Source organism: Bradyrhizobium sp. LeoA1Lang (assembly GCF_055413685.1).
Map to the genome: position 1 here is coordinate 21,901 of NZ_JBVAPG010000076.1, position 17,546 is coordinate 39,446.

The 17,546-nt window shown below is 61.0% G+C and carries 16 protein-coding genes; 5 read left to right on the forward strand and 11 right to left on the reverse strand.

The window, feature by feature from the left end; genetic code table 11:
* Positions 1–33 precede the first annotated feature (33 nt).
* The 3 genes from ACZYOF_RS24160 to ACZYOF_RS24170 form a co-directional block, all read right to left on the reverse strand.
* Positions 34–1,782, reverse strand: coding sequence for a tetratricopeptide repeat protein (locus ACZYOF_RS24160; protein WP_463717350.1), 1,749 nt, complete (start codon positions 1,780–1,782; stop codon positions 34–36).
* Between the two features lie 238 nt (positions 1,783–2,020).
* A complete protein-coding gene (locus ACZYOF_RS24165; protein WP_463717351.1) occupies positions 2,021–2,827 on the reverse strand; it encodes a hypothetical protein in 807 nt (268 codons plus the stop codon).
* Between the two features lie 34 nt (positions 2,828–2,861).
* Entirely contained in the window at positions 2,862–4,334 is a 1,473-nt protein-coding gene (locus tag ACZYOF_RS24170) for a flavin-containing monooxygenase (protein WP_463717352.1), read from the reverse strand.
* 143 nt (positions 4,335–4,477) lie between these two features.
* Here ACZYOF_RS24170 and ACZYOF_RS24175 point away from each other — a divergent pair, with 143 nt between their 5' ends.
* The 4 genes from ACZYOF_RS24175 (at position 4,478) to ACZYOF_RS24190 (ending at position 9,272) form a co-directional block, all read left to right on the forward strand.
* Positions 4,478–5,386 (forward strand): LysR family transcriptional regulator, encoded by a 909-nt coding sequence (locus tag ACZYOF_RS24175; protein WP_463717353.1) that lies wholly within the window; start codon positions 4,478–4,480, stop codon positions 5,384–5,386.
* A gap of 1,033 nt (positions 5,387–6,419) precedes the next feature.
* Positions 6,420–8,408 (forward strand): TonB-dependent receptor, encoded by a 1,989-nt coding sequence (locus ACZYOF_RS24180; protein WP_463717354.1) that lies wholly within the window; start codon positions 6,420–6,422, stop codon positions 8,406–8,408.
* A gap of 161 nt (positions 8,409–8,569) precedes the next feature.
* Entirely contained in the window at positions 8,570–8,830 is a 261-nt protein-coding gene (locus ACZYOF_RS24185; protein WP_130580031.1) for a GlsB/YeaQ/YmgE family stress response membrane protein, read from the forward strand.
* A gap of 160 nt (positions 8,831–8,990) precedes the next feature.
* Positions 8,991–9,272, forward strand: coding sequence for a hypothetical protein (locus ACZYOF_RS24190; RefSeq protein ID WP_130580030.1), 282 nt, complete (start codon positions 8,991–8,993; stop codon positions 9,270–9,272).
* Positions 9,273–9,355: 83 nt separating this feature from the next.
* Here the strand turns inward: ACZYOF_RS24190 and ACZYOF_RS24195 are convergent, their stop codons facing one another.
* Both ACZYOF_RS24195 and ACZYOF_RS24200 read right to left on the reverse strand, forming a co-directional pair.
* Positions 9,356–10,063 carry a hypothetical protein gene (locus ACZYOF_RS24195; protein ID WP_463717355.1) on the reverse strand — a complete coding sequence of 236 codons (708 nt, stop codon included), beginning with the start codon at positions 10,061–10,063 and terminating at the stop codon, positions 9,356–9,358.
* A 61-nt stretch (positions 10,064–10,124) separates the two neighbouring features.
* On the reverse strand, positions 10,125–10,313 hold the full coding sequence (locus tag ACZYOF_RS24200) for a hypothetical protein (RefSeq protein WP_130580028.1): 189 nt from the start codon (positions 10,311–10,313) through the stop codon (positions 10,125–10,127).
* 251 nt (positions 10,314–10,564) lie between these two features.
* Between ACZYOF_RS24200 and ACZYOF_RS24205 the strand changes: the two genes are divergently transcribed.
* Positions 10,565–10,897 carry an SMR family transporter gene (locus ACZYOF_RS24205; RefSeq protein ID WP_463717356.1) on the forward strand — a complete coding sequence of 111 codons (333 nt, stop codon included), beginning with the start codon at positions 10,565–10,567 and terminating at the stop codon, positions 10,895–10,897.
* 124 nt (positions 10,898–11,021) lie between these two features.
* Here ACZYOF_RS24205 and ACZYOF_RS24210 read toward each other — a convergent pair whose 3' ends face one another.
* From ACZYOF_RS24210 to ACZYOF_RS24235, 6 genes are all read right to left on the reverse strand, one after another.
* Positions 11,022–11,717, reverse strand: a complete 696-nt coding sequence (locus tag ACZYOF_RS24210; RefSeq protein ID WP_463717357.1) for an ABC transporter ATP-binding protein — start codon at positions 11,715–11,717, stop codon at positions 11,022–11,024.
* Positions 11,717–12,466 (reverse strand): ABC transporter ATP-binding protein, encoded by a 750-nt coding sequence (locus ACZYOF_RS24215; RefSeq protein ID WP_282530045.1) that lies wholly within the window; start codon positions 12,464–12,466, stop codon positions 11,717–11,719. Before ACZYOF_RS24215 ends, ACZYOF_RS24210 begins: the two co-directional genes overlap by 1 nt.
* Complete coding sequence (locus tag ACZYOF_RS24220) at positions 12,463–13,767, reverse strand: branched-chain amino acid ABC transporter permease (protein WP_463717358.1); 1,305 nt, start codon at positions 13,765–13,767, stop codon at positions 12,463–12,465. The genes ACZYOF_RS24215 and ACZYOF_RS24220 overlap by 4 nt, the downstream gene beginning before the upstream one ends.
* Positions 13,764–14,711, reverse strand: a complete 948-nt coding sequence (locus tag ACZYOF_RS24225; RefSeq protein WP_130226444.1) for a branched-chain amino acid ABC transporter permease — start codon at positions 14,709–14,711, stop codon at positions 13,764–13,766. Before ACZYOF_RS24225 ends, ACZYOF_RS24220 begins: the two co-directional genes overlap by 4 nt.
* A 315-nt stretch (positions 14,712–15,026) precedes the next feature.
* Positions 15,027–16,259, reverse strand: a complete 1,233-nt coding sequence (locus ACZYOF_RS24230; RefSeq protein ID WP_463717359.1) for a branched-chain amino acid ABC transporter substrate-binding protein — start codon at positions 16,257–16,259, stop codon at positions 15,027–15,029.
* Positions 16,260–16,532: 273 nt separating this feature from the next.
* On the reverse strand, positions 16,533–17,246 hold the full coding sequence (locus tag ACZYOF_RS24235) for a hypothetical protein (protein ID WP_282530049.1): 714 nt from the start codon (positions 17,244–17,246) through the stop codon (positions 16,533–16,535).
* Positions 17,247–17,546: the final 300 nt, after the last annotated feature.

Consider the following 17,546-nt stretch of genomic DNA (forward strand, 5'->3'; position numbering starts at 1 on the left):
CAACCGTTCTATTCATTCTCTGCCTCGTTAGTCTCATTGCTGCATCAAGGATGCCTTGGCCTCGCGGATCTCCACCCGATCCGTGTCCGCGTCTTTCGTCATCTCGGCAAGCTTCCGGAAATAGCGCGCGGCTTTCTCCGGCTGATTTATCGCCTTCGCCGCGGTAGCTGCACCGTACAAGCTGCGAAGCCGATTGGGCGCCGACACCAGAGACGTCTCGTACTCCGTCAGCGCTGCTCCCGGTTGCTGCTGTTGAATCAGCAGGTCACCCAACAATTCCCGCATCGGATACAGCCGGTTCTCCATCGCGATGTGCTTTTCGCTGTCATCCTCCAGGTCTGCCGCCGTTCGCATCAGCTTCAGCGACCTCTCCTTCTCCCCCTTGGCTTGCGCAATCCAGGCCGATGCAGCCAACATCTGGATTTCGACTTGGCTCGCCCAATAGGACTGACTTGCGTTGTCCAGCGCAGCGTGAAGCTCCTTAAGTTTGGCAACCTCGCGCTCGGCAGCGGCAAGGTCGCCGCTGCGGGCCGATCCCATGGCGCGGGCAAAATAGGTGATGGCCTCCGCCTGTGGAAATTGGCTGCCTCTCGGCTCAAGCGCTGCCGCTTCCGTCCATGCCTGACGTTCCAACGCAAAGCGCGCCGGCACCGCGGCAAGGGCGGTATAGCTGGCGAGGTAGTCAAACCCGAGCTTCTTTATCGCATTGCTCTCGTCGCGTAGCTGCTTGGCCGGCCCCTCCTGTCCCATTTGCAGCAGGGCGTACTCCATGAAATCCAGATGGTGCGGCTGGCCTGGATGTGCCGCCCCAGGCCAGAGCTTGGCGGCTTGCGCTTCGGCGAGCGCCAGCGATTTCGTGTTCGATGCGATGGATTGCGTCCACATCCCGAGCATTGAATAGGTGTGCGAAGGCATGTGCTGGGCATGCTGAGACGCGGGGGCGACCTCGGCATATCTGTTGGCGGCATCAAGACCGCGCTGCGCAAGCGTCGGGTAATCGTAGGTGTGGATCATGTAGTGCAGCACGCCCGGATGCTCCGGCAGTTTCGCCTCGACCGTTTCAAGGATCGTGCCGGCCTTGAGCTGATTGGCGAAGGTCTTGTCGCTGTGCAGGGCCGTCTCGTTGAGGGCGAGCGCATAGAAAATAGCCGCCTCCGGATCATCCGGATATTTCTGCATCAGCGCTTCCATCGCCTTTTCGTAGGCAAGCCCGCGCTTGGTCTGATCGACTTTGTCAAAGTCCTTGTAGTAGACTTCGATCGCGTCGAGCCAGTCGCGCTCGCGCTCGGTCTTGGCACCGATCGCCTTGCCCTTCTCCACCGCCTCCCATCCACTCTTCAAAGCGGTGGCGGTGAGCGGCAGGATCAATGGATTGGGACGGCTGCTTATGGCGATGCCCCAGTAAGCAATGGCACATTGCGGATCGGCGGTCGCCGCTTCGGTAAAAACCTGGATGCTGTCCGGATAAAAAAATGAATGCACCATCGCCAGGCCGCGATCGAATTTCTCTTGCGCCTGCGGCGTGCACGAGGTCTCGAAGTGCACGCGGCCAAGTCCTTGCGCCCAGGCCGCGGTGGCGAAGGTGCTCGCCAACAGCGCTGTGACGAACGTTCCCAAATTCGGTCTCATGGCGCTCTCTCCTTTGGGTCGAAATAGCAGTTTCAGCGCAATCACCGCCGTGCGGTCGTGCGCAGTGCAAATGCTCAGTGAGAGACCGGCATAAAAAGGATTGTCGGTTTTAGGAGCGTGCGATGCCTGCCGACAGCATCTTTCGCTGCCCATTCGGCTCTAACGGAGACGTCGGCAAATCCCGTCTCGAAAGGCAGCTCTAAGCAAAGGAGGGTACACGATCTCGCGCCCAGCCAAAAGAGGCCGTATGCGGAGCCCGGCACGGCAGATCTGGCCGAAACTGACGGCCGAGATATCCGTTGGAGGTCAAAAAGCGAAGTGGGCACGGGCATCTTGGGATATCTGCTGGATCATGATCCGATTCCGTCCAATCGGATCATGATCTAATCCCTCAGCCGGCTTGAAACACCTCGTCAGGCAGGCGTCCCAAGTCTTCGAACTCGACCAATCGATCGTCTACAAAGGTGAAGGCGGCGAACGATCCCTTTGCACGTATCTCGACGATGACACGCGATGCGGGCTGGCTGTTAAAGACATAGTCGACATGCAGCTTCGTTTCGCCATAAAGCGCTTGGACATCGGCAATCGCCATGCCCGCCCGTGGTCCCTCGAACGAGTCGCGCGGCTGAGGTACTGCAGGCAAGCGAACCTGAAAGATGTCTTGCGGAATGTGTCGTCCGAGCGTCTTGGCGATCACCCGGTCGGCGGCGAAGAATACGCTCACTTCCGGTTCGCCAAGAATATCGTACACCCATTGATCCAGCTTGATACCAAAAAAGGTGTAATGGCGGATGCGGCTCGGCTCTCCGAGTGAGCGTCGCACGGCGGTGCTCGCCATGCCCGGCCAAGCCTTTCGGCTGATCAGGGGAAGGTCACTCTTTTCGACTTGAAAGACGTCCAACTTGACGTGCGACACTTTCCCGTCCGAAAGGGTGACCGTGCTGGGAATCGCTCCAAAGAACTCGAGCTTTCGCCGGCTGATCCCGCCGGAATCGTAACCTACAACTCGGGCTGGTTCGCCCATGATGCGGATCACTTCCTGCTCCGTCATGCCAAGATGAAGTTGACCGGCGGGGACGGTGATGAACTCGACATGCGGCGGCTTTGGTGCGTCGGATTGGGCGGCCGCAGCCAGCAAGGCTATCGAAATATCGAAAAAGACCGCCATGGCGGCTGTAATGAAAAGCTTCAATTGCATTGTACACTCCGTCGGCAAATGAGGGGTAGGAGGATTACTGTCTCGACGAACTCGTCGTTTCGTCCGGCTCAGCCTCTGCTTCGACCGCGTAAGAGGCGGTAGAAGGAGCGGCGATGGAGTAAAGTTCGGCGGCATGCACCGCAAAGCCCTCGATCACGAATGCGAACACCGACGACCAGAACGCGTTGACCAGCCGGCGCCTTGTTCTTTTCAGTGCTGGAAGCGAATTCGCGCGGGGCGCCGCGGATTGCGGCGACGCCATTGCGTCGCTGGTCGAATTCTCTCCGGTCGCGATCTGCTCGGTGATGTAGGCGGCATCCTCGCTCACACCGTAGATCAGGCCCGACTTCGCGGTGTGAAGCCATGGAAGGCCGACAAAGAACAATCCCGGATAGGCCGTGACACCGCGCGTCTGACGAGGATACCCGTCGCCGTCGGTGACCGGCAGTTTGATCATCGAGAAGTCGAAGCCATAGCCTGTCGCCCAGATCACGTTGGTAATGCCGGCAACCCTCAGATCGAGCTCAGATAGCAACGGCTGCTCAAATCCATCGCGCAGAACCGGCAGTTCTTCTTCCGGCACCACCATTCCCGTCCTGGCGACGTAGTCGTCCACGGCGGTCACAAAATCCGCTTCGGCCCGGTCGGCTGCGGCCAGATTGTCGTGCAGGTCCGGCGCGAGCTTGATGACGCCATCGTCGATGCTATGGAGGCGGCCGAGCAGCCCGACGCCATCACGTGCAAATTGATGCAGATTGAGCGTATGGCCGCCCTTGGTCCCCGATATATGCGGCTTGCCGCCGAATTTGGCCTGCGGCGACGGCAGTTCGCTTACCTTGCGATCGTAGTGGCCGAGTCGAGCGAACCACCAGTTTGCATCTTTCCCGCGGTAACGCCGCGGCGTCCGGCCGGCGCGGCCGACCGCGAGGTAGACCTTCCGCCCCGATTCATAGAGCTCTTCGGCGATCTGGGCACCCGATTGTGCGCTTCCAACCACCAGCACAGCGCCGGATATGAGCTGGTCTGGATTGCGATAGGCGTCGGAATGAAGCTGCCCGATGTGGGATGGAAAATTGCGGCTTGGAGCCGGGATCTTCGGCGTTTGATGGAGGCCAGTGGCCACGATGACATTGCGCGCCCGGATCGACTCGCGATCCTGGATCCCAACGAGATATTCACCGCTTTCTCGGTCGCGTTCGATCCGCTTGACGCGCATGCCATAGCGCACGGGCAAGCGTCGTGCGAACTCTTCAAAATACGCTACGACTTCATTGCGGGACATGAATCCATCGGGATCGTCTTCCGCGTATTGCACGCCGGGCAAACGCGACTGCCAGCGCGGTGTATTCAGCGCAAAAGAATCCCAGCGATGGCTGCGCCATGCGTGGCCTGGCCGATCGGCCTGTTCGAGGACGACATGGTCCTGGGATCGTCTGTTCAGATAGTAGCTGACGGCTAGACCCGCCTGCCCTCCGCCCACGACGACGGTGTTCACTGCTGTGGTCATCGACTTTCTCCTGGTCTCGCGGGAACGGCTTGCCCGCTGAATTGCTCTTCGTGACGCGGAGGTGTTGTCGACAACCGGCTGCAATAAGACGGCGGATCGGCATATGATTGTTCACAAACCGTGATAAATCGCAGGAGGCGCACATGGATCGGATGGCGAGCATGGCGGTCTTCACGAAGGTGGTCGGGACCGGCAGCTTCTCGGCGGCGGCGCGGGAGATGAAGCTATCCCAGGCGTCGGTGACCAAGCAGATCCAGGAGTTGGAGGGCTGGCTTGGCGTGCGCCTGCTTAATCGCACAACCCGGCGTTTGAGCCTCACCGAGATCGGTACCGGGTTCTACGAACGCTGCACGCGCATTCTCGCCGCGATCGAGGAAGCGAGAAGTGCTGCCGGCGCACTCCAGTCGACGCCCCGCGGGCGCTTGCGGATTAACGCTCCCGTCTCGTTCGGCTTGCTCCACCTTGCGCCCGTCGTGACTGAATTCCTGAGACTTTATCCCGACGTTTCGGTTGAGATGCTCGTCAACGACCGAGTGGTCGACCTGCTGGAGGGGAAGTTCGACGTCGGCGTGCGCATCGGGCGTCTCCGTGACTCGAGCCTGATTGCCCGGCGGATCGCACCGATCCGGCTTGCCGTCTGCGCCGCGCCGGAATACCTCGCGCGGCATGGCGTACCGCAGACGCCGGATGATCTCGTGAACCACAATTGCCTGGAATACACCTATTTCGAGAGCCGCGGCGAATGGCGCCTCCTCGATCCCGCGGGCACTGAGATCGTCGTTCCAGTCTCGGGCCGGTATCTTGCGAACAACGCCGACGTGCTGCGCTCCACAGCCATTGCCGGCGGCGGGATCATCTTGGTCCCCACCTTCCTCGTCGGCGGCGACCTGCGATCGGGCCGCCTCGTTCGTTTATTGCCCCATTATCCGCCGCCGGAACAGGCGCTCTATGCTTTGTATCCGCCTGGTCGACATCTCTCGGCCAAGGTACGGAGTTTTGTGGACTTTCTGGTCGTTCGCTTTGGCGGCCGGCCGACGTGGGACGATACCTGATCAGAGGCGAATAGCTCGGTCTTGGCGCCAAGAGGATTGGAACAAGTCGCCTTTGCGTCAAGAAGCGACGTTGCGGCTCACCCGGCACTCGGTCCGCTGTACATTTGAAAGCGGACATCGCAGGCCCAACGAGCAGGTCTGCTTACCAGCGGCTCGGCTTCGAGGTGCTGGGCGTCATACGCGTGGGAGATTCGCCGCCTATGGCGCCGATGCTGCGGCCCGCACGCTAGCGCATGATCCGGAAAAGTGGAAACCGGTTTTCCCTCGCGCCAAACGCGAAGCGTTTGCGCGGAGATCATGCTCAAACAAAGAGATGAGATCATGATCCGATTCCGTCCATCGGATCATGATCTACGGCCGCCTTTCGAATAGCCGATCACGGTCAAGCGCTTCTGCTTTTCGCTGGGATGCAACTGATCGTCCATCTGAGAGCGGCTCCGTTTTCATGCACTAGGTGATTTCCCCTATGAAAGCGGCTTCACGCGCACGCGTGCTTATCGTCATGTTAGAATCATTCCAATCAACGGTGGCCTTCGCCGTCCTCGCGCGCGCAAATTCGAACAATTCAAAATTTCGGAGGTGGAATTGCACCGTTCGCCTCGTGTTTAAGTGTTGGTCGCCGCGCGCCATGAAGCTCGCGGCCAACAAGATTATTGGGGCGTAGAGAAACATGATGAGAGTATCGCAGGCGAGGCTTCGGCTATTTGCCTCGGCTAGCTATGTCGCGTTCTGTCTGTCCATCGGCGCAGCGGACGCACAGGCGCAGACAGCACCGAGCCAAGGGGGAGCATCCTCTCTGCCTGCAGTTACAGTCGACCCGCCAGAGACGCGACGACGTCCTGGGTCGCCGGCCGCGCGCACGTCCACGAACGCAGGACGGACGCGGCGGACACAAGCCGCACGCCGGAACGAAACGGCACCGGCCACAAACCCGCCCCCAGCGCCCAGTTTCGGCCCGAGCCAGGATGCCCGCACCGGCACGGTCGGCGTCTATGCCAACAGCACGTCGGTCGCCACGAAGACGAACACACCTTTGATCGACATCCCGCAGTCCGTCAGCGTCCTGACCAAGGAGTTCATCCAGGACCAAGGCTTTCAGACCCTGACGGATGTGACGCGATATGTGCCGGGGGTCGCGATCCACCAGGGCGAAGGCAATCGCGACGAGCTTGTCATTCGCGGCGTGGACTCCAGCGCGAACTTTTATGTCAATGGCTTCCGCGACGACGTGCAGTATTTCCGCGACCTCTACAACGCCCAGAGCGTCGAGGTGCTGAAAGGGCCGAGCGCACTGACCTTCGGACGTGGTGCCGGCGGCGGTCTCGTGAACCGGACGCTGAAGGAGGCAGACGGCACGAGAATTTACCAAGCGACGGCGCAGACCGGCTCCTACAACGACAGGCGCCTGTCGCTCGATGCGGGACAAGCCGTGAACGAGAACGTCGCCGTACGGCTGAACACCTTCTACGAGAACAGCAATACGTTCCGCGACTATGGTCACTTCGAGCGATACGGCTTCAATCCGACCGTGACGCTGAAGCCGACCGACGACACAAAGATCAAGCTGAGCTACGAATACTACCACGATGAGCGTCTTGCGGATCGCGGTAACCCGTCGCTCGGCATTCCAGGCGGCGCCACGCGCTTCACCCCGACGGTACCGTTCGCGCCCAATGGCGATCTGACGACGTTCTACGGCAGCCCAATCTACAACCAAGCAAGGGTTGACGTGCAGACCGGCATTGCCGTGATCGAGCATGATTTCGGCAACGGACTGACGGCAAAGAACTCCACGCTCTACGCCGACTACAACCGTGGCTATCGCAACGTCTATCCCGGTGGCACGGGCGGCGGTCCAGGCGGCGGCGCGGTGACGCCGGATCTTACACAGGTGTCGCTCAACGCGTACCAGAACGACACCCCCCGCGAGAACGTCTTCAACCAAACCGATTTCGTGTACAAGACGGCGACGGGACCAGTCTTTCATACCGTCGCGTTCGGCACCGAATTTGGTCGAGAGACCGGCCTGTCCAGGCGCGACTCCGGCATCTTCCCCAACAACGGGAACAGGGCTTTCGACGTCGTCAATCCATTCAACCCGACTTATTTCGGACCGGTGCTGTTCACCCACCTTCCGAGCGACGCCAACAGCAAATACCGGCTGAATATCGCCTCAGGCTATGTGCAAGACCAGATCGAGGCGACCCGCTGGCTGCAATTCTTCCTCGGCGCCCGCTACGACAGCTTTGACCTGTCGGCGTTCGATTTCAATACCAACATCAACCGCAGCAGGGTCGACGAGAAGGTCTCTCCGCGCGTTGCGATTATCGTGAAGCCAATCGACAACCTTTCCGTCTACACCGCCTACAGCACCTCCTTTTTGCCCGCGTCCGGAGACCAGTTCAGCGCGCTGAGCCCGGGGACACTGATCTTGCAGCCGCAGAAATTCGAGAACACCGAGGTCGGGGTCAAATGGAACATCCAGCCCAAGCTGCTGTTCACGGCGGCCCTGTATGAACTCAATCGTACGAATGTGCCGATTGCCGATCCCAACAACCCTGGCTTCTTCTTCGCCAACGGCGCCAACCAGATCCGCGGTTTCGAGACTGCGGTCACGGGTTACGTAACGCCCGATTGGCAAACAGTTTTCGGCTACGCTTATACCGACGCGCGCGTCACCAGCGCGACTTCGTCAACGATCGTGCCCGGCAATCGCGTGCAGCTCGTGCCCTTCAATCAGTTCGCCTGGTGGAACAAGTATCAGATCGATCAGCGATGGGCTGCTTCTCTCGGCATCATTTACTTCTCGGATTCCTTTGCCTCGTCCGACGATACTGTGCGGCTGCCGGGCTTCTGGCGTTTTGATGCCGGCCTGTTTGCAAAGATCGACGAGACATGGAGCGCTCAGCTCAATGTCGAGAACATCTTCAACACGGGCTACTGGGCGACCGCCGACGGCAACAACAACATCTCGCCGGGCCAGGGTCGCACGATCCGCGTGCTGGCGCGGGCGAGGTTTTAGGTTCGCTGCCGGTCGCATCGTGTTCACAGCCGGAATCCCGGCCGCGCCGCATAGCGGTCGGCCGGGGTGTGCACGGCTCCTGTGCAACGCACACACGTTTGTACCAGCGAATCGGCGGGGCGTTGTGATAATATTGGCTCACAATCACGAGGAGTATCCAGATGCCCGAAGCGGAGATTGGCTGGATTGCAGCAATCATAATTGGTGGCTTGGCCGGTTGGTTCGCCGAGATGTTCATGAAGTCCGGCACCGGCATTCTGATGAACATCATCCTTGGTATCGTTGGCGCCGCGTTGGCAAACTGGCTGCTCGGCCTGTTTGGCGTCGCGCTCGGCGGATGGATCGGCTACTTGATCGCCGGATTCATCGGCGCCTGCATCATCATCTTCCTGTGGCGGGCGATCCGGGGCCGCACTGTTTAGACGCCAGGGCTTCGGTTCTGGTTGAATCAGAACCGAGTTCTGGATTCGTCTTTTGACGCGTTTCCTTCACGCGAACGGGCATCCACTTCGCTCGAAAGCGCTCCAGCTCTGCATCTGAACAACTAAAAATCGTTCTACGCGGCACTTAAGGGAGGATTTCGTGGAGCAGATTCTTATCAATCTGGTGGCGGGTGCGATCGGCGGAAACGCGGCCGGAAAGGCGTCCCAGAACTTTGATTTGGGCACGCTGGGCAACACGATCGCCGGCCTCGTCGGCGGCGGCGTTCTCGGTCAGATCATCACGCTCGTATGGCCGGCGATCGCCACATCGATCCAGAGCGGGAATTTCGACATTGGGTCAATCATTGCCCAGGTGGTCGGTGGCGGCGCAGGTGGTGCGATCCTCACGGCCATCGTCGGAGCGATCAAGAACCGATCCTAGAGCATGATCCGGAAAAGTGGAAACCGGTTTTCCGAAAAGATCATGCTCAAATAAAGATATCTCAGGCCGACGACGAAGGCGCGCTATTCTTCTGGCGACAGACGGACAATCTGGCGCCCGCCATTCATCACCTTGAGATTGTTGACGTACTCCTCAGGACGCTGCCAGCGGTGAGGTACTTTCAATCCCATGAAGCTTGCGATTTCGCCGATGAAGCCAGTGCAATTGAATGTTTCCGCGTTCCAGACCGGTGAATCCGCCTGCAACTTCTTGATGTATGCGAAAACCCGTTTTGCGTCCGCCTCATTCAGGTAAACCCGATAGCTCGCGGTCAGGTAGTCCGGATCAAGATCGCCATAGCTTGCCCCGGTCTCGGACGGCACCACCGTCAAATGACCGAGTATATAGGCAAAGGTTTCTCCCGCTGGGGTCAGGCCCGCGACGTCAACCGCCCGCTCGCTTGTCTTTCCATACCAGACGAAAGCATGTCCCCAACTCGCCGCCGTTCTGGCTCTGAAGTCGACGTAATACGGGCCCATTGCGGCGCTAGACGCCGACTTTCGTGTCGACCGTGGCGCCGGTTGCGATTCAACGGCCGCGTCACTGGAAACAAGCGCATTCGCATTGGCGGTGTGCTTGTAGGCCTCCCGTTTCTGGGAAGTGGCGCGTTCCGAGCTGGCGCGAGCGTCAGCTTCCTGAGCAGAAGCCGATTGGACTGTGGCCGGGAGCAAAACAGCGAGAGTTAATCCCGCAAGTAAGCATCGTCCTGATCTCGTCAGGCTGTTTACCACGCTTTGCCCCCTTAACCGTCAACGGTAAAGCTCAGATTGAACGAGCCGAGTCAGTATCGCGTCAGTAGCGCGGCGCGACAATAGGCGTCTTGCCGACGGGGGTCTTCCCGACCGGGGTCTTGCCAATCGGCATCTTGCCGATGGGAGCCGCCGGATAGGCGGGCACGGGCTCTCGGCGCGGAAGGTCGGCCGCGCTGGCGGCGGTCACCAGAGCAAAGGTTGCGCCTACTGCAATCACGATTTTCTTCACGGTACTTCTCCCCAACTTAGAAAGAACCAGGCGGTAACCTGCGCTCCTCCCGACCATGCACGGCGGAATGCGACCTCAGTGCGGCAGATCGAACCCGTTGGAGCAATTGGTCCACAGTGCGGCACATATGACACACCCCTGATGCCATTCTCACGTGGGCAACGCGCGGTTGCGACATTCACGTAACGGTGAACGTGACGATTGGAGGGATTTCTGATCATTGGGTGCCTCCAGATGAATGGAGGTTCGGAATGCCCCCCTACGCGGTCCTCGCGCTCGCTATTGTTGTCGAAGTTGTCGCAACGAGCGCGATGAAGACATCCGCGGGATTTACCAGGCTCGGCCCTTCTCTGTTGGTGGTAGCAGGCTACGCTGTCGCCTTCGTGTTGCTCGCCAAAACCCTTGATCGCATACCGCTCGGCATCGCCTACGCTGTTTGGGCAGGCGGCGGTATCGTACTGGTCGCGCTCATTGCGTGGGCGATCTACGGACAGCGCCCCGACTTTGCGGGCTTCGTCGGGATGGGCCTGATCGTGGCGGGCGTCCTGGTTCTGAACCTTCTGTCCAAGACATCCGTCCACTGACCGGCTAGAGCATATTCGGTTCTGATTGAATCAGAACCGAAGCTCTCCATTCTTTTTTTGACGCGTTTTCTTCACGCGAACCGGTACCCACTTCGCTCGAAAACGCTCTAGGAGCGTAGAACCTCTACACTTCGAGCCATTCCTTGCGAACGGCTTCGTTGGCCCTGAGCTCGTCGGGCGTGCCTTCGAACACGATGCGGCCATGGCCCATGATGTAGACCCGGTGCGAAATCCTGAGCGCGATGGACAGCTTTTGCTCGACCAGCAGGATAGCAACGCCCGCCTTCGCGATATGAGCGATCAGGTCACCGACCTGCTGCACGATCAGCGGGGCCAGTCCTTCCGTGGGCTCATCGATCATGATGAGCTCGGGGTCGCCCATCAGCGTCCGGCAGGTGGTCAGCATCTGCTTCTCGCCGCCAGAGAGCACGCCGGCGGGCGTATCGGCGCGCGCCGCGAGGTTGGGGAACATGTCGAGCATGTCCTGCAGCCGCCATTTGCCGGGCCGACGCGTGTTCTTGATGCCGAGCAGGAGATTCTGACGAACCGTCAGCCCGGGGAAGATATCGCGGTGCTCCGGCACATAGCCGAGCCCCAGGCGCGCGATCTTGTGGCTCGGCAGCCCGGCGATCTCCTGCCCCTTTAAGCGAATCGTCCCCTGAGGCGGCACCTCGCCCATGATCGCCTTGACCGTGGTGGAGCGGCCGACGCCGTTGCGGCCAAGCAGGCTCACCACTTCGCCAGCCGAGATGGAAAGGTCGACCCCTTGGAGGATGTGGCTCTTGCCGTAATAGGCGTGCAGATCCCTGACCACGAGCATCAATGCGCCTCTTCGCCGAGATAGGCTTCCTTGACCTTCGGGTTGGCCCGGATCTCCTCGGGTGTGCCGGAGGCGATGATATGGCCGTAGACCAGCACCGAGATGCGGTCTGCAAGACCGAACACCACACTCATATCGTGTTCGACGATTACGAGCGTACGCCCTTCGGTGAGGCGGCGGATCAGGGCGACGGCGCGTTCGGTCTCCGCGTGGCTCATGCCCGCGGTCGGCTCGTCCAGCATGATGACGTTGGCGCCGCCTGCGATGGTGATGCCGATCTCGAGTTCGCGCTGCTCGGCATAGGTGAGAAGCCCTGCCGGCACATCGCGACGGTGGCTCAGGTGGATGTCCTCGAGGATCTCGGCGGTGCGTCGCCGCACCTCCGGCAGGTCGTCCACGTTCTTCCAGAACGCATAGCGATGGCCGGTGGCCCAAAGCACGGCGCAGCGAACATTCTCCCACACCGTCATGCGGGCGAACACGTTGGTCACCTGGAACGAACGCGACAGGCCGCGCCGATTGATCTCGAACGGCCGCAGTCCCGAGATCACATCGCCATTCAGCCGGATCTCACCCGAGCTCGGGCTGAGATAGCCGCTGATCAGGTTGAAGGTCGTGGACTTGCCGGCGCCGTTGGGACCGATGATGGCGTGGCGCTCACCCTGCGCGACACTCAGGTTGAGGTCCTGAATGATGCTCACATTGCCGAAGTGCTTTTCGACGGCACGAACTTCGATGGCTGGCGTCACGCGAGATACCCCCGGTCACGGGCGATGCTGGCGGCACGGTCCCAGGCCTCGGCGATGCGCCGCCAGGTGATACGGGCGACGATGAAGCCGCCGACCACAAGGACGGCCGCTATGCCCCAGGTCGCGGGCGCAGTGGTGTTAAAGGGGATGCCGAGAAGCTTGACGATGTTGCCTTCGCCGCCGGTGACCGTGTAGCGCGCCACCGTCTCGATCGACAGGATGACGCCGCAGGCCAGCGCCAGCGTCGGGAGTGCGGCGACCAGATAGGACGGGATCACCATGCCGAGCGTCCTGGCGCGGATCAGCGGCCGGTGCATCATCAGAAGGCCGGCGATGCCGCCCGGGGCGAACATCACGATACCGATGAAGATGATGCCGAAATAGAGCTGCCACACGCTGGTCACGCTGGTCAGCCCGAGTTGCAGATAGGTCACGAGGATCGCGCCCAGGATCGGACCGAAGAAGTAGGAGGCGCCGCCGATGAAGGTCGCGAACAGCACCATGCCGGACTGCACCGCGCCGAGATAGGCGGAGTTCGCGATCTCGAAATTGACGGCGGCGAGACCACCCGCGATGCCGGCAAAGAAGCCGGCAAAGCAGTAGGCGAGATAGCGGACGACGTGAGGATCGTAGCCGATGAACTCGACCCGCCCGGGATTGTCGCGGACCGCGTTGCAGATGCGCCCCAGCGGCGTGCGGGTGAGCGCGTACATCGCCATCGCCGACACCAGCACCCAGAATGCGATCAGATAATAGACCTGGATTTGCGGGCCGAAGGTCCAGCCGAAGATAGGCGGCAATGCCGTGCGATCGGTGCTGATCCCGGATTCGCCGCCGAAGACGCTGCGCAGGATCAGCGACGAGGATGCGACCAGTTCGCCGATGCCGAGCGAGATCATCGCGAACACCGTGCCGGCGCGCCGCGTCATCACCCAGCCGATCAGGAGCGCCAAGCCAAGGCCGCCGATGCCGCCGAGCAGCGGGATCAGGGGGAGGGGGATCGGCCAGCCGTGCGCCGTGGCTGCATTCATCATATGGACGGCGGCAAAGCCGCCGAGGCCGTAATGAACCGCATGACCGAACGACAATAGCCCGGTCTCGCCAAGCAGGATGTTGTAGGACAGCGCGAAGATGATCGCGATGCCGATCAGGCTGAAGGAGGTGAGCGAGCCGCCCGAGGAGAAGATCAAGGGCAATACGACGAGCGCGATCGCAGCGACCACCCACAGCCCGTAGAAGCGCAGGTTTTGGCCGGATGGCTTCGCGGCGACATCAGACGCAGAGGTGACGGTGCTGGTCATGTTTCGCGCGTCCCGAGAAGGCCCATGGGACGGACGATCAGGATGACCACCAGCAGCACATAGGGCAGAACCGGCGCGATCTGGGCGATCGTGACATTCCAGATATCGGTGAGCACCGAAGGCCCGATGCTCGGATCCAGCGGCCCGAACGCGCTGGCGAGCGAACCATTCAGCGCGACCGCGAAGGTCTGCACCAGCCCGATGAAGAGCGAGGCGATGAATGCGCCCGGTAGCGAACCGAGCCCACCGAATACGATGACGACGAAGAGGATGGGGCCGAGCAAGGCGGCCATGTCCGATTGCGTCACCAGCGCCGGACCGGCGATGACGCCGGCGAGACCGGCAAGCGCGCTGCCGACGCCGAACACCAGCATGAAAATGCGCCCGACATTATGGCCGAGATGACCGACCATGTGGGGATGCGTCAGCGCCGCCTGCACGATGAGTCCGACCCTGGTGCGCTTGAGTGCAATCAAGAGCGCGACGAAGATCAGCACCGAGATCGCCAGCATGAAAATCTTGTAGGCGGGATAGTTGGTCGAGAAAATCGTGAAGGCCGGAAAGTCGAGCGCCGCCGGCACCCGATAGTCCACCGGGCTCTTGCCCCAGATCATCGAGACGATTTCTTCGATGGCGAAGGCGAGCCCGAACGTCAAAAGCAATTCGGCGACATGTCCGTGCTTGTGGGTGTTGCGCAGGCCGTAACGCTCGACCGCCATGCCGACCGCGCCCACAAGCAGTGGCGCCAGCACCAGCGCAGGCCAGAACCCGATCCACTTCGTGAGCTGGTAGCCGAAGAACGCGCCCAGCATGTAAAAGCTGGCGTGGGCGAAATTCAGCACGCCCATCATGCTGAAGATCACCGTCAGTCCGCTGGACAACAGGAACAACAGCATCCCGAACAGGACGCCATTGAGCGTAGAAATCACGATCAGCTCAAGCACGGTTCATCCATTAGCATGCCGTGGATTGGTCGAGGCGGTAGCGGATTCACTCCACCTCTCCCGCTTGCGGGGGAGGCGTAGGCCGCCTTCAGGCGGCCGTTCTTAGAAGGACGCCGAAGCAAAGCTTCTGCTATGGCGCCAGCGCCGGGTGGTGGGGCTCTCTCCCCACGGTCGGACAGCGTGAATCGCGGCGACACCCCCACCCCAGCCCTCCCCCGCAAGCGGGAGAGGGAGCGGCCACTCCGGGAAACAGCCTGCGACGCAAACGCCCGTCCCGCTCCGGATTATCCGGAACGGGAGCGGACGCCGCGCGCATCATGGCCGCGTCATCTTGCAAGTGGTCGGCAGCATGGTCTGTGGCGTGTCGATCTTTGCCGCCAGCCGCCAGCCCCAGCCGGTGTTCTCCTCGTCGAACGGCTCCTTCTCGCTGCGGGCGCCGAACGAGGAGATATAGATCGGCTGGAAGAACTGATGGTCGTCCTTGCGCATCACGCCGCTGCCGCCATCGAGCACGTCGAACTTCAGGTCCTCGAGCGCGGCGGCGACCTTCACCGGATCGATCGAGTTGGCTTTTTCGGCGGCGGCCTTGAACATGCGCATCTCGTTCACCGCGCGCGGATACCAGAGCGACAGGCCGACCTTGGCACGGAACGCCTTCTCGAACTCCATCGCTTCCTTGTTGTCCGAGTTCGGGATGCCTTCGCTGATCTGGAACACCTGATGATCGAGATTGGTCTGCTTGATCGCGGTCGGGCCACCGGCGCCGCCGGCGTAATAGGTGTACCAGTTGACCTTGAGCCCGGCATCGGCGGCCGCCTTGAGCAGCAGCGCGAAATCCTGTCCCCAATTGCCGGTCACCACGCTATCGGCGCCCGACGCCTTGATCTTGGCGATATAGGGCGAGAAGTCGGTGACCTTGAGCAGCGGATGCAGCTCGTCGCCGACGACCTGGATGTCGGGCCGCTTCTCTCCCAGCATCTTGCGCGCCTGGGTCCGCACCGACTGGCCGAACGAATAGTCCTGGTTGATCAGGTAAACCTTCTTGATGGCCGCATTGCCCTTCATGTAGTTGGTCAGCGCTTCCATCTTGATGTCCGAGTTGGCATCCCAGCGGAAGTGCCAGAAGCTGCACTTCTCGTTGGTCAGGCTCGGATCGACCGCGGCATAGTTGAAGTAGAGCACTTCCTTGCCGGGGTTGCGCGTGTTGTGCTTGGTAACGAAGTCCGCCAACGCCGCGCCGACCGAGGAGCCGTTGCCCTGGGTGATGTAATGGGCGCCTGCATCAATCGCCTTCTGGGCCTGGATCAGGCTTTCCTGCGGATTGGTCTTGTTGTCGAGCGGTATGATCTCGACCTTGTGGCCGAGAATACCGCCCTTGGCGTTCAGCTCATCGGCCAGATACTGGAACGTCTTCAGCCCGCCTTCGCCGACGCTGGCGCCGCCTCCGGAGAGAGGATCGATGTAGCCGATCTTGACGGTCTCCTGCGCGTAGGCAGCACCACTGAGCATCGGCAGGGCCAGGGCGATGACCCTCGTTATTTTGAGCATTTTTTGTTTCCTCGCTTGCGTGTCTACTCTGGTGCCGGCGTCTGCTGCGCAGCACAATTTCGGCCATACTGAGCAGATTGATCCTACGTTGACAAGTCCGGCGCCGGCCAGATTCCGCTACCGCGGGCAGAATGGCTCACGAGGGATCTAAATGGCGTAGCTCTATCGGTAGTTCGCGTGCCCTGACCTCGCAATCGCTAGATGCGAGCGCCGCGCCACCGCGATCTGATTTACGTCAGCGGCAGCGGTCCAGGCGCGTGCCCCCAGTCTAACTCACGCGCGAAACTGACGTCGGTAGAGGCCGGGTTCGCGATCGATGCGGGTGGTAAGGTCGTGCGCCCGCTGCGTCTCTTCTGCGGTGAACGGCAGGGTGCGCACCGTCCAGTTCTCGCGCTTCACCGGAATGCATTGCGCGATCGGCGTGCCCTTTGGCAGCACGCCGCGAAAATTCACGTCGTGCCAGTAAGCGGGAAAGTGAATCCAGTTGTCGTGATAGCGGTCGCAATCGACGAGGCCCGTCAGCGTGGTGAACGGCAGGTCGGGGCGATTGAACGGATGCGTGAACAGCACCGCATAGCCCTCGGGCGCTTCGATCGTCCAGAGATTGTGGAATTTGATCAGGAAGCGATCGGCCTCGAACAAGGGCGTACCGGTCACCTGGCTCGCATCATGAAATCCGATCGGCGAACGCACGAAGCTGACCGAGCCGCCCGGTGGCAGCTCGTTGTCCCAGGTGATCTCGCCGTTCTCGAATCTGAGATCGCACATCAGCGGGATCAGGAAGCCGGACGTCATGGCATCGACAAAGGGCGGACAGCGCTTGACGGTGTTCTCTTCGCGCAGGTTGAGCGCGTTGAATGCCTGTGCCGGCATCGTCTTCAGCCAGTCCGGCAGCCCAAGTGCGGCCCGGATCGGCGGCGGCAACACGCCCTCCAATTCCGCGGGGCAGCGGAAGGTCAGTGTCTGGGAGAGATCAGTATCGGGCACTTTTCTTGATTATCGTTATGTGCGCTGTCGCTGGTTCGGCGTGCGACGAGGCTGCGCGGATCCGGAAATCCGCGGCATACTGCCACAGCCGGAACCGGACGGAAGATGGCGAGGCGTGAGGCCTGCCATGCGCAGGGCATGCCGAACATGAATTGTCGGTAATGAAATCCGCGGCGGTGCCGTCCGAAAAGCGGTTGGAATTGAAAGTGGCGTAGTCTCCGGGGTGATCAACCTCGAATCACCCGGCGTTGACGCGCCGGGCTGGAGACCACGCCATGACAAGCGTTACCACGAAGGCTT

Coding starts and splice junctions, on each gene's coding strand:
- ACZYOF_RS24230 (WP_463717359.1), bottom strand. CDS start 16,259: ATGCTCAAAATAACGAGGGTCATCGCCCTGGCCCTGCCGATGCTCAGT.
- ACZYOF_RS24160 (WP_463717350.1), bottom strand. CDS start 1,782: ATGGGCAGCGAAAGATGCTGTCGGCAGGCATCGCACGCTCCTAAAACC.
- ACZYOF_RS24165 (WP_463717351.1), bottom strand. CDS start 2,827: ATGCAATTGAAGCTTTTCATTACAGCCGCCATGGCGGTCTTTTTCGAT.
- ACZYOF_RS24205 (WP_463717356.1), top strand. CDS start 10,565: ATGCCCCCCTACGCGGTCCTCGCGCTCGCTATTGTTGTCGAAGTTGTC.
- ACZYOF_RS24170 (WP_463717352.1), bottom strand. CDS start 4,334: ATGACCACAGCAGTGAACACCGTCGTCGTGGGCGGAGGGCAGGCGGGT.
- ACZYOF_RS24175 (WP_463717353.1), top strand. CDS start 4,478: ATGGATCGGATGGCGAGCATGGCGGTCTTCACGAAGGTGGTCGGGACC.
- ACZYOF_RS24220 (WP_463717358.1), bottom strand. CDS start 13,767: ATGACCAGCACCGTCACCTCTGCGTCTGATGTCGCCGCGAAGCCATCC.
- ACZYOF_RS24210 (WP_463717357.1), bottom strand. CDS start 11,717: ATGCTCGTGGTCAGGGATCTGCACGCCTATTACGGCAAGAGCCACATC.
- ACZYOF_RS24185 (WP_130580031.1), top strand. CDS start 8,570: ATGCCCGAAGCGGAGATTGGCTGGATTGCAGCAATCATAATTGGTGGC.